A 19,857-nucleotide genomic window follows, 5' to 3' on the forward strand; every position below is an offset into this window, starting at 1 on the left:
GAACGACATGCAACGACAAATGACCTACACGGGGGCGCTCTTGGCCATCGGAGTCCTGATCCCCGGGATCTTTCACATGACCGGTATCCCCGGGACAATCTTCCTACCCATGCACATACCGGTGCTCATGGGTGGCCTGCTCCTATCGCCGGGCTACGCCCTCTTCCTCGGTCTCGTGCTACCGCTTCTGAATAGCACGCTTCTCGGGATGCCCCCAATCCTACCCATCGGAATCCTGATGAGCGTGGAGCTGGGTCTCTACGGGCTCGTGGCTTCTTTGCTGAAGCGCAAGATGCACACGATCTTGACCCTGATCACCAGCATGGTGGTGGGACGCATCGGACTGGGCCTTTTCGCCTACCTGCTGGTGAGCATGGGTACGATCAAGCTCAACCCCATGATGTACCTGCAGGCTGCCATCGTGACGGGACTGCCCGGCATGATCATCCAACTGATTTTGATCCCGCTGATCGTCTCGCGGGTCAAAGCCGCCGACCATGCGCCGCACGCTTCTTAGCCTGCGGCCTTCGGCTTTTTTTGGTAGAATAGAGGAAAGGATAAAGTGAGGATGTGTTCAGATGCTCTTGAGAGTGAATCAAATCAAAACTATCGCCGATGGAAAGTCCGCTGACCTGAAGGACCTGACGGCAAAGAAACTTGGGGTCAAACCCAGTGCCATCGAGCATCTGCGGATCGAGCGGGAATCCATCGATGCCCGGAAGAGTCCCGTGCGTTTGGTCTATACCGTGGTGGTGGGGCTAGTAAAAGGCACGCGCTACCACAAGGGACGCGATGTGTCCGAGGCAAGTCCCTGGCGCTATGATTATCCAGAGGCTCAGAACAAAGGCGACCGTCCCATCGTAGTGGGCTTCGGCCCCGCCGGTATGTTTGCGGCCCATGTACTGGCACGGGCAGGGCTAAAGCCCCTGGTCCTCGAGGGCGGCAAGAGAATCGAGGAACGCGTCAAGGACGTCAATGCCTTCTGGCGCGACGGGACCCTCGATGAGCGGTCGAACGTACAGTTCGGCGAGGGCGGTGCCGGGACCTTTTCCGATGGCAAGTTGACCACCAGGATCAAGGACCCGGCCCAGCGTGAGATCCTGGAGCTTTTCGTGGAGGCCGGGGCACCGGAGGAAATCCTCTACAAGAAGGGACCGCATATCGGCACGGACGTGCTCAGAAGGGTGGTCAAAAATTTCCGGGAACGGTTGATCGCGGAGGGTGCGGAGATCTGTTTTGAAACCTGGGTGGAAGGCCTGGTTCTAGAGGAAGGCAGGGTCGCGGGCGTGCGATTGGCGGACGGTCGTTTCTTGCCTTCTGACCGCGTGATCCTGGCAGTGGGACACTCTTCCCGCGCCCTCTTCCGAACCCTCCACAACCAGGGGGTTCGGCTCGAGGCCAAGCCCTTCGCCGTGGGTTGTCGGATCGAACACCCGCAGGCCATGATCGATGCGGTGCAGTACGGGAAGAAGGATATGACGGCGCTCCTCGGCCCTGCGACCTACCGACTGAGCCACCAGACGGAGGGAGGACGCGGGGTCTACACCTTCTGCATGTGCCCAGGCGGCTTCGTGGTGGCCTCTGCCAGCGGCAAGGGGCAAGTGGTGACCAACGGCATGTCGAAGCAGGCGAGGGCCTCAGGACAGGCGAACAGCGCGCTGCTGGTCACCGTGCACCCCGAGGACTTCGGAGGCGAGGGTCCTCTGGCCGGCATTGCCTTCCAGGAAGCGCTCGAGCACAGGGCCTTCACCCTAGCCGGTGGGGACTACAGTGCCCCGGTGACGACGGTGGGTCGCTTTCTGAACAGAGGGGAGGAGGCGCTGGGTCTACGTTACAGCTACCGTCCTGGGGTTACTCCCGTCGACTTCGATTGTCTCTTCCCTCCCTTTCTCACGAGCGCGCTTCGGGAGGCGCTTCTGTCCATGGAGAAGAAACTGAAGGGATTTGCCCACCCGGGCGCCCTGCTCACGGCGGTGGAATCCCGGAGTTCTTCTCCGGTGCGGATCCCGAGGGATGACGAGACCCTGGAGGCCGTAAGAACACCGGGGCTCTATCCAGCGGGAGAGGGTGCTGGCTACGCGGGGGGGATCATGAGCTCCGCCGTGGACGGTTTTCGCGTGGCTGAAAAATTGCTTCAAACCCAGTAATTGCAAACGCTCGTTAATTGTTTGACAATTTTGAAAAAGGATTGTCAAGTTGTTTACCATATGGTACAATCTTATTGATATTACAATTTCATAATAAGAGGTAGACAGATTGTTGAAATCCATTCGCAAAAATTTGTTTTTACGTATAAATCATTGCAGGATGGTAGGTTGTGTGCTAAAATTTTAAAAAATGTTCACATTTTGGGACCTTGTAAGAAATTCTCAAAATGTGTCACCCTGCTTCAAATTGGCAAAATTTTCTGCCATTTTCATACAGAACACACGGAAAGGCGGTGATGGGAAAAGACAAAGCGATCGGGCAAGGACCTCGACCACTGACGACACATCGTATTGTTTTTTAACCTGTTAAGGGAGGGATTTCATGCAACAACCTAGAGAAAATTGGGGATCACGCATTGGATTTATCATGGCTGCCGCTGGTTCGGCAGTAGGTCTCGGTAACATCTGGCGTTTTCCGTACACGGCCGGAGCAAACGGCGGTAGTGCATTTATCTTAATTTATCTTGTTTTCGTATTTGTTATCGGCCTGAGCGTTATGACGGCCGAGTTTGCAGTGGGTCGCCGTACGAGCCTCGCGGCCGTTGGCGCCTTCAAGAGCTACAGCAACAAGTGGACCTTTGTCGGTGTGCTCGGCGTATTATCCGCCTTCTTCATCATGGGTTTCTACCCAGTAGTAGGCGGTTGGGCGCTCGCGTATATCCTCAAGTCAGTTACGGGCCTGATGTCCGATCCGGGCGCCATCGGCGATGTCTTCGGTGGGTTCATCACTTCACCCGTCGAGCCGCTGATCTGGATGTTCATCTTCCTGTTCATGAACGTGGCCATCGTAGCCAAGGGTATTGCAGGCGGTATCGAAAAAGCTGGTAAGATTCTCATGCCTACGCTCTTCGGTCTGCTCGTGCTCATCGCGATCCGCAGCATGACGCTGCCGGGCGCAGGCGCAGGTCTCGAGTTCCTGTTCAGACCTGACTTTTCCAAAGTAACGGGTGCAACGTACCTCGCGGCCCTCGGCCAGGCCTTCTTCTCGCTCAGCCTTGGTATGGGATGCATGATCACCTACGGTTCTTACCTCAATAAAAAAGAGAACCTGCCTCAGAATGCGCTTATCGTTACAACGATGGATACTGGTGTGGCCCTGCTCGCTGGCCTCGCGATCTTCCCGGCACTCTTTGCCTTCGGTCTCGAGCCCACTGCTGGTCCCGGACTCGTTTTCGTCGTCGTACCAACGATCTTTGCTGAAATGGGCGGTATCGGTGTTTTATTCGGGATTCTCTTCTTCATCGCACTAGCAGTAGCGGCATTGACCTCTTCTGTATCGCTTCTCGAAGTCGTTGTCGCTTACCTCATCGACCAGCGCGAAATGCAGCGTAAGAAAGCCGTTTACATGACGGGTGGTATCATGACCGTGACGGGTATCCTTTCTTCCCTCTCGCTCGGCGTGATGAGCGGAGTTACAATCTTCGGCGTTGGGGTCTTCGATCTCTTCGATATCCTGACGGACAAGATCTTCCTCGCAATCGGCGGTATGCTCTTGTCGATCTTCGTGGGTTGGGTTGTCAACAAGGACGACCTCCAGGACGAGCTCACCAACGGTGGCACGCTCAAGTTCGGTCTGTTCAACGTCTGGTATAACCTCGTCAAGTACGTGATTCCTGTGGCGGTTTCAGTAGTAGCCATCGGTGGTATCATTTCCATCACACAGACGAGCCTGATGATCTTCGGTCTGTTGATCATCGCAGCTCTCGCGCTCTTCTCCAAGAAGCTCGCGTAAGACAAGCCATCAGAAGGTCCTCTCTTCCCACGGGAAGAGGGGGTCTTTTTTTTGGTTTTGGGAAACGCAACAACATTGTTAATTATGTGACAATTGAGAAAACGATTTGAATACTTATGAACAATATGTTACGATTGTTGATGTTGTTACAATTTATTAGCAACCCTTAAACAAGGCGTTGAATCATTTTAAGTTTTTATGAGTGTTTCGCAGATCGTTAGGCACAGATCTACCACGACTACCGTGTTTTTTCTGCTAACGTGCTCCTTTTAAGAAGAAACGGGTCATTCATACACGTCCTTATTCAAACTTGTGGTGAGGGTTGCCGTGGATTGTGACGGTTGGCAATTACTTTTGTGCAATCCAAGGAGGGATTTCATGCAACAAGCTAGAGAGAACTGGGGATCGCGTCTCGGGTTCATCATGGCGGCTGCTGGTTCGGCGGTTGGTCTCGGAAACATCTGGCGTTTTCCGTACACGGCCGGAGAAAACGGTGGTGGCGCCTTTATCTTCATTTATCTAATTTTCGTCTTCGTGATCGGCCTGAGCGTCATGGTCGCGGAGCTGGCCCTCGGTCGCCGCACGAGCCTTGCGGCTGCAGGTGCTTTTAAGAAGAACGACGAGCGGTGGACCTTCGTCGGTGTACTGGGCGTCTTGTCCGCGTTTCTGATCATGGGTTTCTACCCGGTGGTCGGCGGTTGGGCACTGGCCTACATCGTCAAGTCCTTTACCGGTCTGGTGGGCAATGCCGCTGCGGTACCCGATGTTTTCGGTGCATTCATCGGGAACCCCGTGGAGCCACTGCTCTGGATGCTCGTCTTTTTGTCTATGAACGTGGCCATCGTGGCCAAGGGAATCTCCGGTGGTATCGAGAAAGCCGGTAAGATCCTGATGCCCATGCTTTTCGGTCTGCTCGTTCTGATCGCGATCCGCAGCGTGACGCTTCCCGGTGCCGGGGCGGGGCTCGAGTTCCTTTTCAAGCCCGACTTCTCCAAGGTCACAGGAGCCACGCTGCTGGCAGCCCTCGGTCAAGCTTTCTTCTCCCTTAGTCTCGGCATGGGGATCATGATCACCTACGGATCCTACCTGTCGAAAAAAGAGAACCTCCTGCAAAATGCAGTGATCATCACCTCGCTCGACACACTGGTGGCGCTGCTCGCGGGTCTGGCCATCTTCCCGGCGCTCTTTGCCTTCGGTCTCGAACCGACGGCAGGTCCAGGGCTCGTGTTCGTCGTGGTACCAACCATCTTCGCCAACATGGGTGGCATCGGGGTCGTGTTCTCGGCGCTCTTCTTTATCGCCCTGGCGGTAGCGGCGCTGACCTCTTCGGTCTCACTGCTCGAGTCCGTCGTGGCTTACTTCATCGACCAGCGGGGTGCCGAGCGTAAGAAAGCTGTCTATGGCCTCGGTGGCGTCATGGTCATCACGAACACCTTGGCCTCTCTTTCCCTCGGCGTCATGAGCGGCGTGACGGTGCTGGGTGCAGGTTTCTTCGATTTCTTCGATATCCTGACGGACAAGATCTTCCTGGCGATCGGTGGGATGCTCCTATCGGTCTTCGTGGGTTGGGTCATGAACAAAGAAGACCTGCGAAACGAACTGACCAACGGGGGCAAGATCAAGTTCGGCCTCTTCAACGTGTGGTACAACCTCGTGAAGTACGTGATCCCCGTGGCCGTGGCCTTGGTGGCCATCGGTGGTATCATTTCGATCACCCAGACGAGCCTGATGATCTTCGGTCTCCTCGTGATCGTGGTCCTGGCGGTCTTCTCAAACAAACTTGCCTAGCGGCCATCACACAGAAAAAGGGACTTCTTTTCCTTTATTGGAAGAGAAGTCCCTTTCTTTTTTTTAGGAGACGGTCTGCTGTACATGTTTTTTCCATTTCTTAACCTCCCTCTAACATTGCTTCGATATACTCAAGGGGTAAAGTGAGGTGACCGGAAGAAATGGAAAAGATTCTCATCGTAGAGGATGATCTGCATATCGTTGAACTGCTCCGCTACAATCTGGAGGGCGCGGGATTTGGTGTGGCCAGTGTCAGTCGTGGTGGCGAGGTGGCTGATAAGGTACAGCTCTTTGACCCTGATCTGATTTTACTCGACATCATGTTGCCTGAGATGGACGGCATTGAGATCTGCCGTCAGATCAAGCACGAGCTTAAACTTGAGATCCCGATTATCATGCTCACGGCCAAGTCCGAGGAACTCGATAAAATCTTGGGCCTTGAGATGGGGGCCGACGATTACGTGACCAAGCCCTTCAGCGTCCGAGAGCTGATCACCCGTGTGAAGGTGGTGCTGAGGCGCTACCAACAGACGACACGGCACAAGAAAAGTGGTAAACTCAGAGTAGACGGGTTGCTGATGGATCTATCGAAGCGCGAGACCTACGTGGATGATGCCTTCGTCGAGCTAACCTACAAGGAGTTCGAACTCCTGCGCTTCTTGGTGGAGAGCAGGGGAAAGGTGCTCGACCGCGAGATGCTGCTCCAGGAGATCTGGGGCTATGCCTATGCTGGCGAGACGCGAACGGTGGATGTGCACATCCTGCACCTACGCAAGAAGCTGGACCCCTCGGTGGGCGAGCGGATCCAGACAGTACGCGGTGTGGGGTATAAATTTGACTGATTCCTAAGAAAGGTGGCGGACTCTTGAGACGCAAGATCAACGGTTTTATAGTTTTCATCATGTTCGTGGGCATCCTGATCACGGGATTGCTGTCCAATAGTCTCGTCCAGCGCAACTACACCGACAACGTACGGGAGAAGCTCTCCAACTACGCCCGTGTGATCAGCGGAGAGCTCGAGGGAAATTCTTTCGAGGAAGAACTGCCCTTTCTCGAGCGCCTGGCCAAAGAAACCGGAAGCCGGGTGACGCTAATCGGTCCGGCGGGTAAAGTCTTTTACGATTCCGAGGCCAACCAGGACCTGATGGACAATCACGGCGATCGGCCCGAGGTGGTAGAGGCGCTTTCGGAAGGCTTCGGTGTGGTCAAACGCTATTCCGACACAGTGAAGTTCGATATGTACTACGTGGCCCTGGCCATCGATCACCCACAGATCAGGGTGGTGCGCCTGTCCCTGCCCCTCGACCAGATCAACCGCTACAATCTGGAGGTCCTCAGGCAGATTTTCATCGCCGCCCTCATCGGTCTAGCCCTGGCAGCGGTGCTCAGCTTCAAGTATCTCGACGTGATCCTCTCGCCGATCAACACCCTTTCCCAGGCGACCAAGGAGATTGCGAGCGGTCAGTTCGGGAAGAAGATCTATATCGATAGTCGCGATGAGATCGGTGAGCTGGCGCGCAACTTCAACCGCATGAGCGAGGAGCTCAAAGTGAAGGTCAGCGATATCGGCGAACAGACGAACCGGGTTCGCGCCATTTTGATGGCCATGCAAAATGGTGTCGTGGCGGTATCGACGGATCGGCGGATCATCTTTGCGAATCCTTCCGCCGAACGCCTCTTCCAGTTCAAGGAAGAGGTGGTGATCGGCAAAAAGATCCTGGAGGTGATCCGAGCCTACGAGGTGGATACCCTCCTCGACGGGGAGATGGCCGGTGAGCGCCAAGAGATGGTACACGGAGATCAGATCCTGAGCGTCTACGCCCGACCGATCGAGTCCGATGATCCGACGAACCCCGTGATCGGGACGCTGATCGTCTTCCAGGACATCACGGAAATGAGACGGTTGGAGATCATGCGTCGCGATTTCGTGGCCAATGTCTCCCACGAGCTCAAGACCCCGCTCACTTCGATCAAGGGATTTGTGGAGACCCTGAGAGAGGGAGCTGTGAACAACGAAGCCGTGCGCGACCGCTTCCTCGGGATCATCTTCAAGGAGACGGAACGACTGACCTCGCTCATCGAAGATCTCCTGGTGCTCAGTGAGATCGAGAAGCGCGAGCGGGAGGTCCAAGACGAAACCATCGATGTGACGGATGTGGGCGATGAGGTGCGGGAGATGCTCCTGCCCGCAGCCGAGAAGAAAGAGATCACCCTTCGCTACGAGGTGGGGGATTCGTTACCGGAGGTCAACGGGAACCCCCACCGCTTCAAGCAGATGCTGATCAACCTACTCGACAATGCCATCAAGTACACACCGGATAAGGGTGAGGTTCGCTTTTCTCTCCAGCGGGAACGGGAGGATCTCGTGATCACCATCTCGGATAATGGGATCGGGATCGATGAGGAACACCTCGATCGTCTCTTCGAACGCTTCTACCGGGTGGACAAGGCCCGGAGCCGTCAGGTCGGTGGGACGGGTCTCGGCCTGGCCATCGTCAAGCACGTGGTCCTATCTCTCGGGGGCGTCATCCAGGTGTCCAGCGAGCCAGGGGAGGGAACGACCTTTGTCGTGCGTATCCCAGGCATTTACAGCTAATCCTAGAACGGTCGGAACACATGGTCTCGGCCGTTTTTTACAAATGAGCAGATGAAAGGATTCCCCCCGTGACGCTTCCACAGGGCGAAGGGATGTGGTAAAATAGTTGAATAGAAAACTATTGACCGCTAAGGGGGATTTATCGTGCATGAAATTTTGAAGAAACTGGTGGAGACGGCACCATTTTTTAATGCCGCTACAATCAAAGACACGGCGGTGGCCATCACCGACATGGGGACATACCTCGCCTACACACCCGGCAAGCTACTCGATCACAAGGTGAAGCCTGGCGATCCGGTACCCGCGGGCACGCTGGTGGACCGAGCGATCCAATCCGGTGAGAAACAGGTGGCCATGGTGGGTAAGGAACTTTTCGGCTTTCCCTATGTGGGCACGGCCCTGCCGGTGAAGGATGAGAACAATCGGGTGATCGGCTGTGTTTTTTTTGGGGAGAACACGCACGAACAGGAGACCCTGCGGGAGATGAGCCACGAGTTGACCCTCAACGTCACAGAGGTCAATGACGCTACCCAGGACATCAATGCTAAGATGGAGGAGCTCTCGGCGCTGAGCCAAGAGCTCACCGGTCTGATGACGCATTTCAATGAGAATCTCAAGGGGATAGAGGGAATCACGGCGGTCATCCAGAACATCGCGAAGAAGACCAATATGCTGGGGATCAACGCGGCCATTGAGGCCGCTCGCATTGGCGAGGCGGGTCGTGGCTTTGCCGTGGTGTCTTCGGAGATCAGTACGCTGTCGAAGCAGAGTCACGAGTCTGTGGCCAGTATCACGGAGAAGACCCAGTCCATCGAGGGCGACAGCAAGCGGGTGCAATCGGAAGTGGAGCAGATCGAATCGATCTCCGGGAACATCTCGGAGATCCTGAACCAGATTGCCGGCTCCCTGCAGGGCATCAATGCCATGGTGGAAGAGCTCAGTAGTATGGCCGATCAGATGATGGATTCGGATTGATCGACGGGATCCAGACAGATAAAAAAAGCGCTGACCACCACCCCCGAAAGGGGGCGAGCGGTTAGCGCTTCTTCCTTGTCCTCTAGATTTCAAACTCGCTGATCTCTTCACAGTAGGCGCATTCGTATTCGAGGCGTCCGTTGGCCTTCACCAGCGTGAACTCCGGTGTGGCGTAGTCATCGGTATGGGTGATGCACCGGGGGTTCTGGCACTTGAGGATCCCTTTGATGTTCTTGGGGATCCCAAGTTGCTTTTTCTCCACCCGCTGTTCATCGCGGATGATGTTCACGGTGACGCCCTGGTCGATCAGGGCCAAGATGTCGAGATCGATATCAAAGGTGTTCTCGATCTTGATGATGTCTTTCTTGCCGAGCACCTGACTTTCTACGTTCATGAGGAGGACCACGGGGTTTTCTGTGTCCTGGAAGAGCTTGTTGAAGATGATCAATCCGCGTCCGGAGCGAATGTGATCGAGTACGATACCGTTCTTGATGCCTTTAACCTCTAGCATAGGGGCCCACCTCCAGTAATTTCGTGATCAGGGCCATACGGATATAGACCCCCATCTTGGATTGGTCGAAGTACACGGCTCTGGGGTCGTCGTCCACGTCGTAGGCGATCTCGTTGACCCGCGGTAGGGGGTGCATGACGATCAGATCATCCTTGGCGCTATCTAGCTTGTCCCGGGTCAGGATGTAGGCGTTCTTGAGCTTGAGGTAGTCCTCTTCGTTAAAGAAGCGTTCTTTCTGGATGCGTGTCATGTACAGGATGTCGATCTCGCCGATCACATTCTCGAGCCGTTCCGTTTCCACGAGTTGTACACCGGGGTAACGATCGGCCAGTTGGCGCTTGAGGCTCGAGGGGAGCTTGAGGGCCGCGGGGCTCACGAGGTAGAACTTCTCGATGCCAAAGCGGGCCAGGGTGCGCACCAGGGAGTGGACGGTCCGTCCGTACTTGAGGTCGCCGCAGAGGGCCACGGTATGACCGGCGATGCTCCCCTTGTACTTCTTGATGGTGATCAGATCCGTCAGGGTCTGGGTGGGGTGCTGGTGACCACCGTCGCCGCCGTTGATGATCGGCACGTCGGCATAGTGACTCGAGAGCTTCGGGGCGCCCTCCTTGGGATGACGCATGACGATCAGGTCGCAGTAGTAGCCCATGACCCGGATGGTATCGGCCAGGGACTCCCCCTTCTTCTTGGAGGTGGTGTCGGCATCGGCAAAACCGATGAGCTGTCCGCCCAGCCGTAGCATGGCGGCATCGAAGCTGAACTTCGTCCGGGTGCTGGGTTCAAAGAAGAGCGAGGCCAGGATCTTGCCCCGGGCCACATCGCCGTAGGCAGCCGGGTCCTCTTCCATGGCCAGGCCCAGGTCCACCAGTTCCTCGATTTCCTCGACGCTAAAATCCTCGGGTTCAATCAGATGTCGCGTGTTCTGCATGTGAAACCTCCTTCTTGACTTCTCAGAATCAATTTAAAGGACGGCACTAAAAAAGCCTTCCGCCGCAGGGCGAAAGGCATCAGACTGTCGTCTCATGTTTGATTCCTTCCGAACCTCTCGGGTCCGATTAAAGGGATGTATGTTGCTACCAAGATGGTACCACAGGTGAGTGGGCAAGGCAAGCGTTGACAGTGAGGTTTTTTCATGTTACGCTTTAAAAAATCAATAGCATCACCTTTAACGAGGTCCGAGAGGCCCCGAAGGATGATGAAAACGAATTGCGTATACGATACCTCCGCGGGGCCTCTGTGTCCTCCGGGGGTTTTTTGATGTGTAGGTTAGGATAAAAGGAGGACGACCATGCGATTTTTTTTCGAGGGCTTCCGGCTCTATTCCGGTGAGGGTCCGGTAAACATGCTCATCTCAGATGGGACGATTGAAGCTGTGGGGGCTGATGTGGCGGCCCCTGTTGACGCCACGTGTGTGGATGCACGTGGACTGACGCTGACACCGGGCCTGTGCGATATGCATGTGCACCTGAGGACCCCGGGTTTTGAGGAGAAAGAAAACCTGGATACGGGGACGCGAGCGGCTCTCGCCGGTGGCATCACCACAGTGGCCTGTATGCCGAACACCCGACCGACACTGGATACGGTGGAAAAGATCCGAGATCTCGAGAAGCGCATCGCAAGGGAAGCGCATGTGGAGGTGGCCATCATCAGTGCCATCAGCAAGGATCTCCTCGGTAGAGAGCTCGTGGACATGGCGGCCATCGCGCCCTATGCGGCGGCGTATTCCGACGACGGACGCACCACGGAAGATCCCGAGGTGATGGCCGAGGCCCTGCGTTTTTCCAAGGAGACGGGACGGCTGCTCATCACGCACACGGAAGACCACCAACTGGCCAAGGCCTATGTCGAGGTACCCACGCCTCCAGAGGTGGAGGTCAATATTGTCCGGCGTGACCTCGAGCTGCTCGAAGCGGTGGGCGGGCACATGCACATCGCCCATCTCTCCACGGCGGAAGGCTTGGCCCTGGCACGGGCCTCAAAGAGCAGGGGAAGCGATGTGACCTGGGAATTCTGTCCCCATCACCTGCTTCTCGAGACGGACGCCTTACCGACGCCCCTCACGGGGTTCCATAAAGTGAACCCGCCGATCCGGTCGTCTGTCCACCGCCGGGCGCTGATCGCCTCCCTGGGAGAGGGAACCCTTTTCGCCTCGGACCATGCCCCCCACACCCGCAGGGAGAAGGAAGGCGCCTATGCCGATACGGCCTACGGTTTCACCGGTCTCGAGCTCCTCTTTCCCAGCCTTTACACCCACCTGGTGAAAGAGGGTGTGATCAGCATGAAAATCCTGGTGGAGGGACTGAGCTCTCTACCGAGAAAGCGGTTGGGACTAGAGGAGAAAGCGACGATCGAGGGAGCCCAGGCGGACTTCGTCCTTTGGGACCTCGAGAACCCTTACGAGGTGAAGGGGGAGACTTTCGAGAGCAAGGGGAAAATCACGCCCTTGGAGGGGCAGATGGTTTACGGCAAAGCGATGTACGTCTTCACGGAGGGCGAGCTGAAGGTAAAAGAAGGAGTGGTCCGATGTTAATCGATCGATTATGCGAGCAGATCAAGGAGAAAAAGGCACCCATCGTGGTGGGTCTCGATCCGAGGATCGACCGCTTGCCGGAGGAGATCGCATCGGCGGATCTCACCGACGGGGAGAAACTCTTTGCCTTTAACAAGGGGATCATCGATGCGGTGGCGGATCTGGTGCCTGCGGTAAAGCCACAGATCGCCTTTTATGAAGCCTGTGGTCTGGAGGGGATCCAAGCCTACATCGAGACCCTTCGCTACGCCCGCGAAAAGGGCTTGGTGGTCATCGGGGATGTGAAGCGCGGGGATATCGGGTCGACGAGTGCCGCCTATGCCAAGGCCCACCTGGAGAAGGGTCGGGACCTGGAGGTGGATTTCATGACCATCAACCCCTACTTTGGCTCCGATGGATTGGCGCCTTTTTACGAGGTGTGCGATGGAGAGGACAAGGGGGTCTTCGTACTTGTGAAGACGTCCAACCCGAGCTCGTCGGAGTTGCAGGATCTGCCGGTGAAGGGGCAGACCCTCTACCAGCACGTGGGTGATGCTTTGCAGGCGGCCTCAAAGCTTCGTGCGGGAGCGGTGGGATTCTCCAATCTGGCAGCAGTGGTAGGGGCCACGCATCCCGATGAGCTGAAGAACTTGCGGTGGAGCCTGCCCAATGTTTTCTTCCTTGTACCCGGCTACGGGGCCCAGGGCGGTGGTGCTGCCGACGTCGTCGGCGCCTTCAATAAAGAGGGACTCGGGGCAATCGTGAACAGCTCGCGGGGGATTATCTATGCCTATGAGTCATCGGATAAGTCCTTCGTCGAAGCGGCGCGGGAGGCCACGGTGGCCATGCGTGAGGACCTGCAAAGGGCGCTGGAGACGGCGGGGATCCGATTATGAAACAGCTGATGGGGACCGTCACGAGCATCACCCGTTTCGATGCCGAGCATTTTTCAATCAAGGTTTCGGTGCCGAATTTGGAGGAACCGGTGCTACCGGGCCAGTTTTTTCAACTGAAGAGCCCGGCCAAGTACCTGCGCCGGCCTATCAGCGTCGCCCGGGTGAAGGGACACGAGGTCATTTTTTACGTGAAGATCCTGGGCGAGGGGACAGCGGCAATAGGAAAGCTCGGTCGCGGTGATTCGCTGGATCTGATCGGACCGCTGGGACGTGGCTTTGTGCTGGACGATCAGAAGAAGCGGGGTCTGCTTTTAGGTGGCGGGATCGGCATCGCGCCGCTGATCGAACTCTCACATGCCCTGGGCATTCCCCATGATGCGCGCATCGGCTATACAGGAGATGCGCTCTTTGATGATGACTTTGAACGACCCGACACCTGTGTGAGCTACAGCCTGACGGGGAAGGCCATGAAAAAGGGCTTCCCCACCCAGGGGCTGGAGGAGGAGCTGAAAGCGGGCACCTACGATGTGATCTACGCCTGCGGACCGATGCCCCTGCTCGCGGCAGTACAGCGACTGGGGGAAGCCTTCGGGGTGGAGACCCAACTGCTCATGGAGGAAAAGATGGCCTGCGGCATCGGTGCCTGTCTCGGCTGCACGCAGAAGATCAAGGATGAGCGCGGATACAAGTTGCTGCGGCTCTGTAAAGAGGGGCCCATGTTCTATGGGAGCGAGGTGATTTTCGATGAAGCATAGTCAGGTGGATCTGAACGGACTGGTGCTAAAGAATCCCGTGACAGTAGCTTCGGGGACCTTCGGGTTCGGCCGGGAGTACGAACCTTTCTTTGATATTTCTAAACTGGGTGCTATCTCGGTGAAAGGACTGACGCTCGAGCCCCGTGAGGGGAATACCGGTCGCCGTCTTATCGAGACCCCCATGGGCCTGATCAACAGCGTGGGCTTACAGAACCCGGGTGTGGAAGCCTTTCTTCAAGAAGAACTGCCTCATTTAATGGGAAAAGGAACGGCGATCATCGCGAACATCAACGGCCATACCCTCGAGGAGTACGTGGCCCTGGCCGATCGGTTGAAGGATGAGCCGGTGGATAGCATCGAGCTCAACGTTTCCTGTCCGAACGTGGCGGGGGGTGGGATGGCCTTCGGGACAGATCCCATACAGTTGTCCGAGACGGTCCGGGCGGTGCGGAAGGTGCTGGGGAACAAGCACCTGATCGTGAAGCTTACCCCGAACGTGACGAACATCGGCGAGATGGCTAGGATTTGTGAGGCCGAAGGCGCCGACGCTCTGAGCCTGATCAATACCCTCGCAGGGATGGATATCGACATCTACCGGCGCAAGCCCTTTCTCGAGCGGAAGTTCGGGGGGCTGTCGGGACCGGCGGTCAAGCCGGTGGCCCTGAAGCTCGTGCACGATGTGTACCATGCGACCTCGATCCCGGTCTTGGGAATGGGTGGGATCGCTTCATGGGAGGATGGGATTTCTTTTCTTCTGGCCGGAGCGACGGCGATTGCGGTGGGCACGGCAAATTTCACAGATCCATGCGTGACAATGAAGATCCTAGATGGTATGATGGATTACGCGCAGAAGCAAGGATTTGAGGATTTTGGATCGATCACGGGCAATCTCGTGTAAATCTTAAAAAACTTCTTGCGGAGGCCTTGACTTAGGGCCTCTGCTCTGCTATTATATAAAAGTCGCAACGATACATTTTCCCTTGCGGCGAGAGCAATTTGACCTTTGAAAACTGAATCGTACGAAACGTCAATTTTTATTAGAGCTATGGTTTCAAAATTTTTTCAAAGAGTTTGATCCTGGCTCAGGATGAACGCTGGCGGCGTGCTTAACACATGCAAGTCGAACGAGAAGCGAGGGAACGGACACTTCGGTGGAAGGGAACTTGCGGAAAGTGGCAGACGGGTGAGTAACGCGTGGGCAACCTGCCCTGAACAGAGGGATAGCCACCGGAAACGGTGATTAATACCTCATGAAGCGAGAAGGTCGCATGACCTACTTGTTAAAGATTTTATCGGTTCAGGATGGGCCCGCGTCTGATTAGCTAGTTGGTAGGGTAACGGCCTACCAAGGCGACGATCAGTAGCCGACCTGAGAGGGTGATCGGCCACACTGGAACTGAGACACGGTCCAGACTCCTACGGGAGGCAGCAGTGGGGAATATTGCACAATGGGCGCAAGCCTGATGCAGCAACGCCGCGTGAATGATGAAGGCCTTCGGGTCGTAAAATTCTGTTCTAAGGGAAGAAGCAGTGACGGTACCTTAGAAGCAAGCTCCGGCTAACTACGTGCCAGCAGCCGCGGTAATACGTAGGGAGCAAGCGTTATCCGGAATCACTGGGCGTAAAGAGTGCGTAGGTGGTCCATCAAGCCTGAGGTGAAAGGCAACGGCTCAACCGTTGTAAGCCTTGGGAACTGTTGGACTTGAGTACAGGAGAGGAAAGTGGAATTCCTAGTGTAGCGGTGAAATGCGTAGATATTAGGAGGAACACCAGTGGCGAAGGCGACTTTCTGGACTGTAACTGACACTGAGGCACGAAAGCGTGGGGAGCGAACAGGATTAGATACCCTGGTAGTCCACGCCGTAAACGATGGGTACTAGGTGTCGGCATGCGAGTGTCGGTGCCGCAGTTAACGCAATAAGTACCCCGCCTGGGGAGTACGGTCGCAAGACTGAAACTCAAAGGAATTGACGGGGACCCGCACAAGCAGCGGAGCATGTGGTTTAATTCGAAGCAACGCGAAGAACCTTACCAAATCTTGACATCTCCTTGATCGCTCTTTAACCAGAGCTTTCGACCTTTGGTCGACAGGGATGACAGGTGGTGCATGGTTGTCGTCAGCTCGTGTCGTGAGATGTTGGGTTAAGTCCCGCAACGAGCGCAACCCTTGCATTTAGTTGCCAGCATTAAGTTGGGCACTCTAGATGGACTGCCGGTGACAAACCGGAGGAAGGTGGGGATGACGTCAAATCATCATGCCCTTTATGATTTGGGCTACACACGTGCTACAATGGTCGGTACAACGGGCAGCGACTGCGCAAGCAGGAGCGAATCCTTATAAGCCGATCTCAGTTCGGATCGTGGGCTGCAACTCGCCCACGTGAAGCTGGAGTTGCTAGTAATCGCGAATCAGCATGTCGCGGTGAATGCGTTCCCGGGTCTTGTACACACCGCCCGTCACACCATGGAAGTTGGGAGCACCCGAAGTCAGTGATCCAACCGCTTTAAGCGGGGGAAGCTGCCGAAGGTGAGACCAATGACTGGGGTGAAGTCGTAACAAGGTAGCCGTATCGGAAGGTGCGGCTGGATCACCTCCTTTCTAAGGAGAATCATAAAAAATAAGCCTTTAATGAAAGACGTTCGTACGATTCAGTTTTGAGAGGTTAGACTCTCAACATAAGAGAACCCACAGGTTATAAGTGGGCGTATAGCTCAGCAGGTTAGAGCGCACGCCTGATAAGCGTGAGGTCGGTGGTTCGAGTCCACCTATGCCCACCACTTATTTTCTGATCAAGGGTTTTCGACGCTCATTGAAAATTGCATACAGCAAAACTTCTTAAAATCTAAGAAAAAAACCAAGCTGAAATTTGAAAGAGAGAATCTCTTTTTTAAAAGATCTGATCGCCGACTCAAGGTGAAGCAGGTCAAGTAAGTAAGAGCATAAGGCGGATGCCTTGGCACTTGGAGCCGATGAAGGACGTGGTAAGCTGCGAAAAGCCCCGTGTAGCCGCAAGCAGGCGATGATACGGGGATGTCCGAATGGGGAAACCCCCTCGCGTTCATCCGCGAGGACCGTCAGGTGAATACATAGCCTGACGGGGGGAACCCGGTGAACTGAAACATCTAAGTAACCGGAGGAAGAGAAAGAAAACAATCGATTTTCCGAGTAGCGGCGAGCGAAAGGGAAAGAGCCCAAACCGAGACCTACGGGTCTCGGGGTTGCGGACGGACGAATAAAGTTTAGGGATAAGTCTAGTCGAAGATGCCTGGGAAGGCACACCAGAGCGGGTGATAGTCCCGTAGACGAAAGGTGGACCCGGACGACGTCCGATCCAGAGTACCACGGGACACGAGAAATCCTGTGGGAAGCAGGGAGGACCATCTCCCAAGGCTAAATACTACCAAGTGACCGATAGCGCATAGTACCGTGAGGGAAAGGTGAAAAGAACCCCTGGAGGGGAGTGAAATAGAACCTGAAACCTTATGTTTACAAGCAGTGGGAGCAAGCATGACTTGCGACCGCGTACTTTTTGTAGAACGGGCCAACGAGTTACGTTATGCAGCGATAGGTTAAGGTGCTTGAGCACCGTAGCCGTAGCGAAAGCGAGTCTGAATAGGGCGACGAGTTGTATGGCGTAGACCCGAAACCGTGTGACCTACCCATGAGCAGGGTGAAGCAGAAGTAAAATTTTGTGGAGGCCCGAACCCATGTCTGTTGAAAAAGGCTGGGATGACTTGTGGGTAGCGGAGAAATTCCAATCGAACACGGAGATAGCTGGTTCTCCCCGAAATAGCTTTAGGGCTAGCCTGAGGAAATGAGACACGGAGGTAGAGCACTGACTAGCCTAGGGGGCTTCACCGCCTACCGAAGCTTATCAAACTCCGAATGCCGTGATCTTTATCCTTGGAGTCAGACAGCGTGTGATAAGATTCGTTGTCGAGAGGGAAACAGCCCAGACCATCAGCTAAGGTCCCCAAGTGTGGATTAAGTGGGAAAGGATGTGACATTGCCTAGACAACTAGGATGTTGGCTTAGAAGCAGCCACGCATTGAAAGAGTGCGTAATAGCTCACTAGTCGAGTGATGTCGCGCCGAAAATTACCGGGGCTAAAATCCACCACCGAAGCTATGGATTAGAAGACTAAGGTCTTCTAGTGGTAGGGGAGCATTGTATACGGGACGAAGCTGTACTGTAAGGTATGGTGGACTGTATAGAAGAGAGAATGTTGGCATGAGTAGCGAGAGGTGTGTGAGAATCACACCGGCCGAAAACCTAAGGGTTCCTGAGGAAGGCTCGTCCACTCAGGGTAAGTCAGGACCTAAGCCGAGGACGAAAGTCGTAGGCGATGGACAACAGGTGAAGATTCCTGTACCGCTTTAGAAGCGTTTGAGAGATGTGGTGACACAGGAGGATAGGCAGAGCGCGCGATTGGAAGAGCGCGTCCAAGCAGCAAGCTTGATGGGATAGGCAAATCCGTCCCGTTAAAAGGTGAGCTGTGATGGGGAGTGAACTTAAGTAACGAAGCTGTCGATTTCAAACTGTCGAGAAAAGCCGCTATCGAGTTTTTAGGGCGCCTGTACCGTAAACCGACACAGGTAGGTAGGAAGAGAATTCTAAGGCCAGCGAGAGAACCATTGTTAAGGAACTCGGCAAAATGACCCCGTAACTTCGGGAGAAGGGGTGCCGCGCGTAGGGTGTCAAAGCCTGAGGCGGCCGCAGAGAATAGGCCCAAGCGACTGTTTACCAAAAACACAGGTCTCTGCTAAATCGAAAGATGATGTATAGGGGCTGACGCCTGCCCGGTGCTGGAAGGTTAAGAGGAAAGGTTAGCGTAAGCGAAGCTTAGAATCGAAGCCCCAGTAAACGGCGGCCGTAACTATAACGGTCCTAAGGTAGCGAAATTCCTTGTCGGGTAAGTTCCGACCCGCACGAAAGGCGTAACGATTTGGGCGCTGTCTCAACAATGGACTCGGTGAAATTGTAGTACCGGTAAAGATGCCGGTTACCCGCAGCAAGACGGAAAGACCCCGTGGAGCTTTACTGTAGCTTGGCACTGGATTTTGGTATGGGATGTACAGGATAGGTGGGAGACATAGAAGCATGCGCGCCAGTGTGTGTGGAGTCGTCCTTTGGATACCACCCTTTCCATACCAGTGTTCTAACCAGGAGCTGTGATCCAGCTCTGGGACAATGTCAGGTGGGCAGTTTGACTGGGGCGGTCGCCTCCTAAAGAGTAACGGAGGCGCCCAAAGGTTTCCTCAGCGCGGTTGGAAATCGCGCAAAGAGTGCAAAGGCATAAGGGAGCTTGACTGCGAGACATACAGGTCGAGCAGGGACGAAAGTCGGGCTTAGTGATCCGGTGGTACCGCATGGAAGGGCCATCGCTCAACGGATAAAAGCTACCCCGGGGATAACAGGCTTATCTCCCCCAAGAGTCCACATCGACGGGGAGGTTTGGCACCTCGATGTCGGCTCGTCTCATCCTGGGGCTGTAGTAGGTCCCAAGGGTTGGGCTGTTCGCCCATTAAAGAGGCACGCGAGCTGGGTTCAGAACGTCGTGAGACAGTTCGGTCCCTATCTGCTGTGGGCGTTGGATATTTGAGAGGCTCTGTTCCTAGTACGAGAGGACCGGAATGGACGCACCGCTGGTGGATCAGTTGTCCTGCCAAGGGCATAGCTGAGTAGCTACGTGCGGAAGGGATAAGCGCTGAAGGCATCTAAGCGCGAAGCCCCCCTCAAGATGAGATATCCCATCATTTATGAGTAAGACCCCAGATAGACCATCTGGTTGATAGGCCAAGGGTGAAAGGGCAGTAATGCTTTTAGCTGATTGGTACTAATCGGTCGAGGACTTGACCTAAGGCGAACCTTGGGTTGGTGAGAAGAT

At 55.2% G+C, this 19,857-nt stretch carries 13 protein-coding genes, 1 tRNA gene and 2 rRNA genes; 14 read left to right on the forward strand and 2 right to left on the reverse strand.

The features are described from left to right. Window positions 1-7 precede the first annotated feature (7 nt). The 7 genes from ACULM0_RS10565 (at window position 8) to ACULM0_RS10595 (ending at window position 9,298) form a co-directional block, all read left to right on the forward strand. The gene (locus tag ACULM0_RS10565; protein WP_463677512.1) at window positions 8-517 is read left to right on the forward strand and encodes an ECF transporter S component; all 510 of its coding nucleotides are present in this window, start codon (window positions 8-10) and stop codon (window positions 515-517) included. A 61-nt stretch (window positions 518-578) separates the two neighbouring features. Then, entirely contained in the window at window positions 579-2,147 is a 1,569-nt protein-coding gene (locus ACULM0_RS10570) for an NAD(P)/FAD-dependent oxidoreductase (protein ID WP_463677513.1), read from the forward strand. Window positions 2,148-2,529: 382 nt separating this feature from the next. After that, window positions 2,530-3,939 (forward strand): sodium-dependent transporter, encoded by a 1,410-nt coding sequence (locus ACULM0_RS10575; RefSeq protein WP_463677514.1) that lies wholly within the window; start codon window positions 2,530-2,532, stop codon window positions 3,937-3,939. A gap of 378 nt (window positions 3,940-4,317) precedes the next feature. Then, on the forward strand, window positions 4,318-5,727 hold the full coding sequence (locus tag ACULM0_RS10580) for a sodium-dependent transporter (protein ID WP_463677515.1): 1,410 nt from the start codon (window positions 4,318-4,320) through the stop codon (window positions 5,725-5,727). Between the two features lie 161 nt (window positions 5,728-5,888). Then, window positions 5,889-6,569, forward strand: a complete 681-nt coding sequence (locus tag ACULM0_RS10585; RefSeq protein ID WP_463677516.1) for a response regulator transcription factor — start codon at window positions 5,889-5,891, stop codon at window positions 6,567-6,569. A 23-nt stretch (window positions 6,570-6,592) separates the two neighbouring features. Beyond that, on the forward strand, window positions 6,593-8,323 hold the full coding sequence (pnpS, locus tag ACULM0_RS10590; protein WP_463677517.1) for a two-component system histidine kinase PnpS: 1,731 nt from the start codon (window positions 6,593-6,595) through the stop codon (window positions 8,321-8,323). Between the two features lie 144 nt (window positions 8,324-8,467). Continuing rightward, window positions 8,468-9,298 carry a methyl-accepting chemotaxis protein gene (locus ACULM0_RS10595; RefSeq protein WP_463677518.1) on the forward strand — a complete coding sequence of 277 codons (831 nt, stop codon included), beginning with the start codon at window positions 8,468-8,470 and terminating at the stop codon, window positions 9,296-9,298. Window positions 9,299-9,380: 82 nt separating this feature from the next. Here the strand turns inward: ACULM0_RS10595 and ACULM0_RS10600 are convergent, their stop codons facing one another. Together ACULM0_RS10600 and pyrB are read right to left on the reverse strand one after the other, a co-directional pair. After that, on the reverse strand, window positions 9,381-9,809 hold the full coding sequence (locus ACULM0_RS10600; RefSeq protein WP_463677519.1) for an aspartate carbamoyltransferase regulatory subunit: 429 nt from the start codon (window positions 9,807-9,809) through the stop codon (window positions 9,381-9,383). Continuing rightward, entirely contained in the window at window positions 9,796-10,737 is a 942-nt protein-coding gene (gene pyrB, locus ACULM0_RS10605) for an aspartate carbamoyltransferase (RefSeq protein ID WP_463677520.1), read from the reverse strand. Before pyrB ends, ACULM0_RS10600 begins: the two co-directional genes overlap by 14 nt. 360 nt (window positions 10,738-11,097) lie before the next feature. Between pyrB and ACULM0_RS10610 the strand changes: the two genes are divergently transcribed. The 7 genes from ACULM0_RS10610 to ACULM0_RS10640 all read left to right on the forward strand — a co-directional run bounded on the left by ACULM0_RS10610 (window position 11,098) and on the right by ACULM0_RS10640 (window position 19,830). Next, a complete protein-coding gene (locus ACULM0_RS10610) occupies window positions 11,098-12,339 on the forward strand; it encodes a dihydroorotase (RefSeq protein ID WP_463677521.1) in 1,242 nt (413 codons plus the stop codon). After that, window positions 12,333-13,214 carry an orotidine-5'-phosphate decarboxylase gene (gene pyrF, locus ACULM0_RS10615; RefSeq protein WP_463677522.1) on the forward strand — a complete coding sequence of 294 codons (882 nt, stop codon included), beginning with the start codon at window positions 12,333-12,335 and terminating at the stop codon, window positions 13,212-13,214. The genes ACULM0_RS10610 and pyrF overlap by 7 nt, the downstream gene beginning before the upstream one ends. Then, on the forward strand, window positions 13,211-13,969 hold the full coding sequence (locus ACULM0_RS10620; RefSeq protein ID WP_463677523.1) for an iron-sulfur cluster-binding protein: 759 nt from the start codon (window positions 13,211-13,213) through the stop codon (window positions 13,967-13,969). Before pyrF ends, ACULM0_RS10620 begins: the two co-directional genes overlap by 4 nt. Continuing rightward, window positions 13,959-14,867 (forward strand): dihydroorotate dehydrogenase, encoded by a 909-nt coding sequence (locus tag ACULM0_RS10625; RefSeq protein ID WP_463677524.1) that lies wholly within the window; start codon window positions 13,959-13,961, stop codon window positions 14,865-14,867. Before ACULM0_RS10620 ends, ACULM0_RS10625 begins: the two co-directional genes overlap by 11 nt. A 161-nt stretch (window positions 14,868-15,028) precedes the next feature. Continuing rightward, window positions 15,029-16,568 (forward strand): 16S ribosomal RNA (locus ACULM0_RS10630). A 102-nt stretch (window positions 16,569-16,670) separates the two neighbouring features. Next, window positions 16,671-16,747 (forward strand) — tRNA-Ile (locus tag ACULM0_RS10635). A 144-nt stretch (window positions 16,748-16,891) separates the two neighbouring features. Further along, a 23S ribosomal RNA gene (locus ACULM0_RS10640) occupies window positions 16,892-19,830 on the forward strand. Together the 16S and 23S rRNA genes with 1 tRNA gene alongside form the textbook arrangement of a ribosomal RNA operon. Window positions 19,831-19,857 lie beyond the last annotated feature (27 nt).

Source organism: Halotolerantifilum yawarlongkerapense, assembly GCF_054506745.1.

Coding starts and splice junctions, on each gene's coding strand:
- ACULM0_RS10575 (WP_463677514.1), top strand. CDS start 2,530: ATGCAACAACCTAGAGAAAATTGGGGATCACGCATTGGATTTATCATG.
- ACULM0_RS10625 (WP_463677524.1), top strand. CDS start 13,959: ATGAAGCATAGTCAGGTGGATCTGAACGGACTGGTGCTAAAGAATCCC.
- pyrB (WP_463677520.1), bottom strand. CDS start 10,737: ATGCAGAACACGCGACATCTGATTGAACCCGAGGATTTTAGCGTCGAG.
- ACULM0_RS10585 (WP_463677516.1), top strand. CDS start 5,889: ATGGAAAAGATTCTCATCGTAGAGGATGATCTGCATATCGTTGAACTG.
- ACULM0_RS10610 (WP_463677521.1), top strand. CDS start 11,098: ATGCGATTTTTTTTCGAGGGCTTCCGGCTCTATTCCGGTGAGGGTCCG.
- ACULM0_RS10580 (WP_463677515.1), top strand. CDS start 4,318: ATGCAACAAGCTAGAGAGAACTGGGGATCGCGTCTCGGGTTCATCATG.
- ACULM0_RS10565 (WP_463677512.1), top strand. CDS start 8: ATGCAACGACAAATGACCTACACGGGGGCGCTCTTGGCCATCGGAGTC.
- ACULM0_RS10620 (WP_463677523.1), top strand. CDS start 13,211: ATGAAACAGCTGATGGGGACCGTCACGAGCATCACCCGTTTCGATGCC.
- pyrF (WP_463677522.1), top strand. CDS start 12,333: ATGTTAATCGATCGATTATGCGAGCAGATCAAGGAGAAAAAGGCACCC.
- ACULM0_RS10570 (WP_463677513.1), top strand. CDS start 579: ATGCTCTTGAGAGTGAATCAAATCAAAACTATCGCCGATGGAAAGTCC.
- ACULM0_RS10600 (WP_463677519.1), bottom strand. CDS start 9,809: ATGCTAGAGGTTAAAGGCATCAAGAACGGTATCGTACTCGATCACATT.